Raw genomic sequence first — 3,413 nt, 5'->3', positions numbered from 1 at the left:
GGCAGGAGACGAAGGCGAAACGGACCTCGCGCGGGTCTTCCAGGGCCGGCGCGGTGGTGGTCCGGCCGATGCGGCTGCCGAAGCCGTCCGCGCCGGTGAAGCGGTACCAATATTCGCGGCCGGGGTTCAATCCGCCGACCAGCACCCGCACGGTCCAGTCGGCGTCAGCTGACGAGGGCGCGGGCGCCGCGGCGATCACCCGCTGGAAGCCGTCGTCCTCCGCGACCTCGACGGTGAGGCGCGCCGCTGCCCCGTCCGGGCCAGGCGGCCGACGGGTCCAGAGGATCACGCTGTCGCCCTGCGGGTCCGCGGAGGCCACGCCTTCGGGGAAGAGGTCGCGGCGTTCGCTCCAGGCCAGCCTCGATGGCGCCGCCCGCGCGCCCACCCAGGCGGCCGAGGCGCCCAAAGCGGCGGCTGCGCCCAGGAACCGGCGACGATGGATGGCGGCCATGGCGAGGGCTCCTCCGACCGCGGGAGCCTAGAATCGCCGCCGGGGCAGCGCCAGTCAGGTGCGACGGAGCCGTTTCGTCCGGCGACGAACGGTTCGCAGGGGGTTCGGATCAGTCGGCGCGGTTGGGCTTCGGCGGGGACTTTTTCGGCTCGCCGGTGGCGGGATCGGTCCGGGTCTTGTCCGAGCGGGCCGAGCCTTTGGCGCCGGCCGGCTCGGTGGCGGAGCGCGGCGGGGCGCCCGGCTTCTGGTCATCGTCGCGATTGTAGCGGGCGTCAGTGTCGGGCATCGGGGACTCCGGAGTGACTGGTGGCTCGTCCTTCGAACGGCCTGCTGTGGCGATCGATCCGTCTTCCCCGCCCATGGCCTCCCTTGCTCAAGGGGGGCGCCCCTGCTAAACGACCCGGCTCCGGCGATGAGCCGCGCGCGCCGAAGGGCTTGCCGCCTTCCGGCGCGCTGTTTCATTGTCGGGGGACCGCCAGGTCCGGCGGGCCGAAGGAGTGTAGCTCAGCTGGTAGAGCATCGGTCTCCAAAACCGAGGGCCGGGGGTTCGAGTCCCTCCACTCCTGCCATCCTATATACGTGAGAAGAGGGCGCGACGTCCGCCGCCCCAAACGAGAGTTCGAAGAGCCGCCATGGCCAAGAAACCGGGCAACAGCCCGTCCGCAATCCGCCACCGGGCCGCCAAGACCGCTGCGGTCATGGCCAGCCCGTCCGCCGCCGCGCTCGCGCCGCCCAAGAAGCGCACGAGCATCGCCCAATTCGCCCGCGAGGTCCGTTCCGAGGCCCGCAAGGTCACCTGGACCACCCGCCGCGAAACCTGGATCACCTCGGTGATGGTCGCCATCATGGTCGTCGTCGCCATGATCTTCTTCTGGGTCGTCGATTTCGGCGTCAGCTTCAGCATCAATCAGGTGCTCAAGCTCACGGCCGGGGGTTAGAAACTAGAGATCATGTCCGAAGCCGCTGAAACCACCGCCCCGTCGAACCCGCGCCACAAGTGGTACATCGTCCACGCCTACTCGAATTTCGAGAAGAAGGTGGCCGAGTCCATTCGCGAGCAGGCCAAGACGCAAGGCCTCGAAGACTGCTTCTCCGACATCCTGGTGCCCACCGAGGACGTCGTTGAGATCCGCCGTGGCCGCAAGGTCAACGCCGAGCGCAAGTTCTTCCCGGGCTACGTCCTGGTGAAGATGGAGCTCACCGACGAAGCCTATCACCTGATCAAGAACACCCCGAAGGTGACCGGCTTCCTGGGCTCCGGCTCCAAGCCGATGCCGGTCTCCGAGAAGGAAGTGGCCCGCATCATCGGCGCCATCGAAGAAGGCGTCGAGCGTCCGAAGCCCACGATCCAGTTCGAGATCGGCGAGCAGGTGCGCGTCACCGACGGGCCGTTCGCCAGCTTCAATGGCTCGGTGGAACAGGTCGACGAGGAACGCGCCCGCCTGCGGGTCACCGTCTCGATCTTCGGCCGCGCCACCCCGGTCGAGCTGGAATACAACCAGGTCGAGAAGACCTCCTGATCGATGGCCGTGGATGCAGTCAGATTGCGGCTGCTCTACGTGCCCGGACCGCCGCTCTCGCACGAAGGCCAGCCTTGGGCCTTCGGTCTGCAGGACACCCGCGGCGGCCTGCATGATGGCGCACCGCTCGAGGGCAGCCTCTACGCCTACGACTTCGAGCTGCGGGTGAAGCCGGGCGCCGATCCCAACCGCCCGGTGTTCAGCGGCGAGTTCGCCTCAGGCACGCCTGCCGAACGCTTCGTCTACCTGTCCTGGAAGGACACCGCGACCGGCGCCTGGATCAATCGCCTGAAGGCCAGGCTCTCCCCGATCACCTGGCCGCTGGTCCGCGAGGCCCAGGCCTATGGCGCGCCGATCACCGCCAGCATGGCCGGCCGCCAGCTCGCCGACACGCGGCCCCCGACGTGGCGAGTCGGCTGACCGCTAAGGTTGCTCCGCCGGCCTCTTGCTGCTACACGCCCGCGCTTCGTCGGCTTCGGCCAGCGATCAAATCCGTGGGAGGGGCTGCCCGCACCACGGCCACATAGGCGGCTTTGACCAGCCGCCGCATTGGAGACAGGCATGGCCAAGAAGATCTTGGGCTATATCAAGCTGCAGGTGCCCGCGGGCGCTGCGACGCCCTCGCCGCCCATCGGGCCGGCGCTGGGCCAGCGCGGCGTCAACATCATGGGCTTCTGCAAGGAATTCAACGCCCGCACCGAGAAGGAACAGAAGGGTACGCCCCTGCCGACGGTGATCACCGTCTATCAGGACAAGAGCTTCACCTTCGTCACCAAGACCCCGCCGGCGTCCTACTACATCAAGCAGGCGATCGGGCTGAAGTCGGGCTCCAAGGAGCCGGGCCGTTCGGTGGCGGGCAAGATCACCCGCACCCAGCTGCGCGACATCGCCACCAAGAAGATGAAGGACCTCAACGCCAACGACGTCGAGTCCGCCGCCAAGATCATCGAGGGCTCCGCGCGCTCGATGGGTCTTCAGATCGTGGAGGCCTAAGAGATGGCGACTGCAAAGCGCATTAAGGCCTGGACCGGCGACCGCACGGTGGCCCATCCGGTCGAAGAAGCCGTCAAGCTGGTGAAGGCCAACGCCACCGCCAAGTTCGACGAAAGCGTCGAGATCGCCGTCAACCTGGGCGTCGACCCGCGCCACGCCGACCAGCAGGTCCGTGGCGTGGTCTCGCTGCCCTCGGGCACCGGACGCGACGTCCGCGTGGCCGTCATCGCCAAGGACGCCAAGGCCGCCGAAGCCACCGCCGCGGGAGCCGACGTCGTCGGCGCCGAGGACCTTGTGGAACGCATCCAGGGCGGCTTCATGGACTTCGACCGCGTGATCGCCACGCCGGACATGATGGCCCTCGTCGGGCGTCTCGGTAAGGTGCTGGGCCCGCGCGGCCTGATGCCGAACCCGCGGGTCGGCACGGTGACCATGAACGTCGGTCAGGC

General features: G+C 68.3%; 6 protein-coding genes, 1 tRNA gene and 1 pseudogene. 6 read left to right on the top strand and 2 right to left on the bottom strand.

Translation table 11 applies throughout. The features are described from left to right. Window positions 1-451, bottom strand: a 451-nt coding sequence (locus E8A12_RS01775) for a PhoD-like phosphatase N-terminal domain-containing protein (protein ID WP_293366036.1), incomplete at its 3' end; no start/stop codon positions are given. A 109-nt stretch (window positions 452-560) separates the two neighbouring features. Further along, entirely contained in the window at window positions 561-737 is a 177-nt protein-coding gene (locus E8A12_RS01770; RefSeq protein ID WP_293366035.1) for a hypothetical protein, read from the bottom strand. Between the two features lie 207 nt (window positions 738-944). Between E8A12_RS01770 and E8A12_RS01765 the strand changes: the two genes are divergently transcribed. The 6 genes and pseudogenes from E8A12_RS01765 to E8A12_RS01740 form a co-directional block, all read left to right on the top strand. Beyond that, window positions 945-1,020 (top strand) — tRNA-Trp (locus E8A12_RS01765). A 63-nt stretch (window positions 1,021-1,083) separates the two neighbouring features. Further along, window positions 1,084-1,389 (top strand): preprotein translocase subunit SecE, encoded by a 306-nt coding sequence (gene secE / locus E8A12_RS01760; protein WP_293366034.1) that lies wholly within the window; start codon window positions 1,084-1,086, stop codon window positions 1,387-1,389. Between the two features lie 12 nt (window positions 1,390-1,401). Continuing rightward, the gene (nusG, locus tag E8A12_RS01755) at window positions 1,402-1,971 is read left to right on the top strand and encodes a transcription termination/antitermination protein NusG (RefSeq protein ID WP_293366033.1); all 570 of its coding nucleotides are present in this window, start codon (window positions 1,402-1,404) and stop codon (window positions 1,969-1,971) included. A 3-nt stretch (window positions 1,972-1,974) separates the two neighbouring features. After that, on the top strand, window positions 1,975-2,391 hold the full coding sequence (locus E8A12_RS01750) for a DUF5990 family protein (protein ID WP_293366032.1): 417 nt from the start codon (window positions 1,975-1,977) through the stop codon (window positions 2,389-2,391). 141 nt (window positions 2,392-2,532) lie between these two features. Continuing rightward, window positions 2,533-2,964: a 50S ribosomal protein L11 gene (gene rplK, locus E8A12_RS01745; protein WP_293366031.1), complete on the top strand. Its 432-nt coding sequence runs from the start codon at window positions 2,533-2,535 to the stop codon at window positions 2,962-2,964. A 3-nt stretch (window positions 2,965-2,967) separates the two neighbouring features. Then, window positions 2,968-3,413: pseudogene (locus E8A12_RS01740) on the top strand (50S ribosomal protein L1); the annotation flags it as partial.

Origin of the sequence: Phenylobacterium sp. (genome assembly GCF_004799395.1) — a bacterium.
Lineage (GTDB): Bacteria > Pseudomonadota > Alphaproteobacteria > Caulobacterales > Caulobacteraceae > Phenylobacterium.
This window is presented reverse-complemented; position numbering and strand designations above follow the sequence as displayed.